The organism is Photobacterium alginatilyticum (genome assembly GCF_009910675.1).
Lineage (GTDB): Bacteria > Pseudomonadota > Gammaproteobacteria > Enterobacterales > Vibrionaceae > Photobacterium > Photobacterium alginatilyticum.
In genome coordinates, this window is the sequence record NZ_RSEJ01000329.1 from 1 (window position 1) to 399 (window position 399).

Consider the following 399-nt stretch of genomic DNA (forward strand, 5'->3'; position numbering starts at 1 on the left):
TAAATAGGGAATACTATCTTGGTTTATACTCCACTGCTGCACTTCATGGCGCAGGACACCAACAGCCGATGCAATCGCAGATTATAATTAAAAAACCCGCCCTAAGGGACTAAATAGGGAATACTATCTTGGTTTATACTCCRCTGCTGCACTTCATGGCGCAGGACACCAACAGCCGATGCAATCGCAGATTATAATTAAAAAACCCGCCCTAAGGGACATAAAAGCCAAAAATCAACATCTAGAATTWTTTACCAAAGGTTCTTGGAAGAGTGATTGGTTGGAGCAAAAGAAAACCGATGCCGGATACGTCTTAGTCTCAACCCCTGAATTGACTGCTGTTGATTTAGTGCATTATCATAAGCAAATAGGAGGGTTAAACAGAGTGATTCCGGTTCT

1 protein-coding gene is annotated in these 399 nt (G+C 42.1%); it reads left to right on the forward strand.

Features of this window, described 5'->3' with window-relative positions; translation table 11 throughout:
• Positions 1–178 precede the first annotated feature (178 nt).
• Positions 179–399: type IV toxin-antitoxin system AbiEi family antitoxin (locus EIZ48_RS28855; protein WP_500690637.1), on the forward strand; the 221-nt coding region annotated here is incomplete at its 3' end.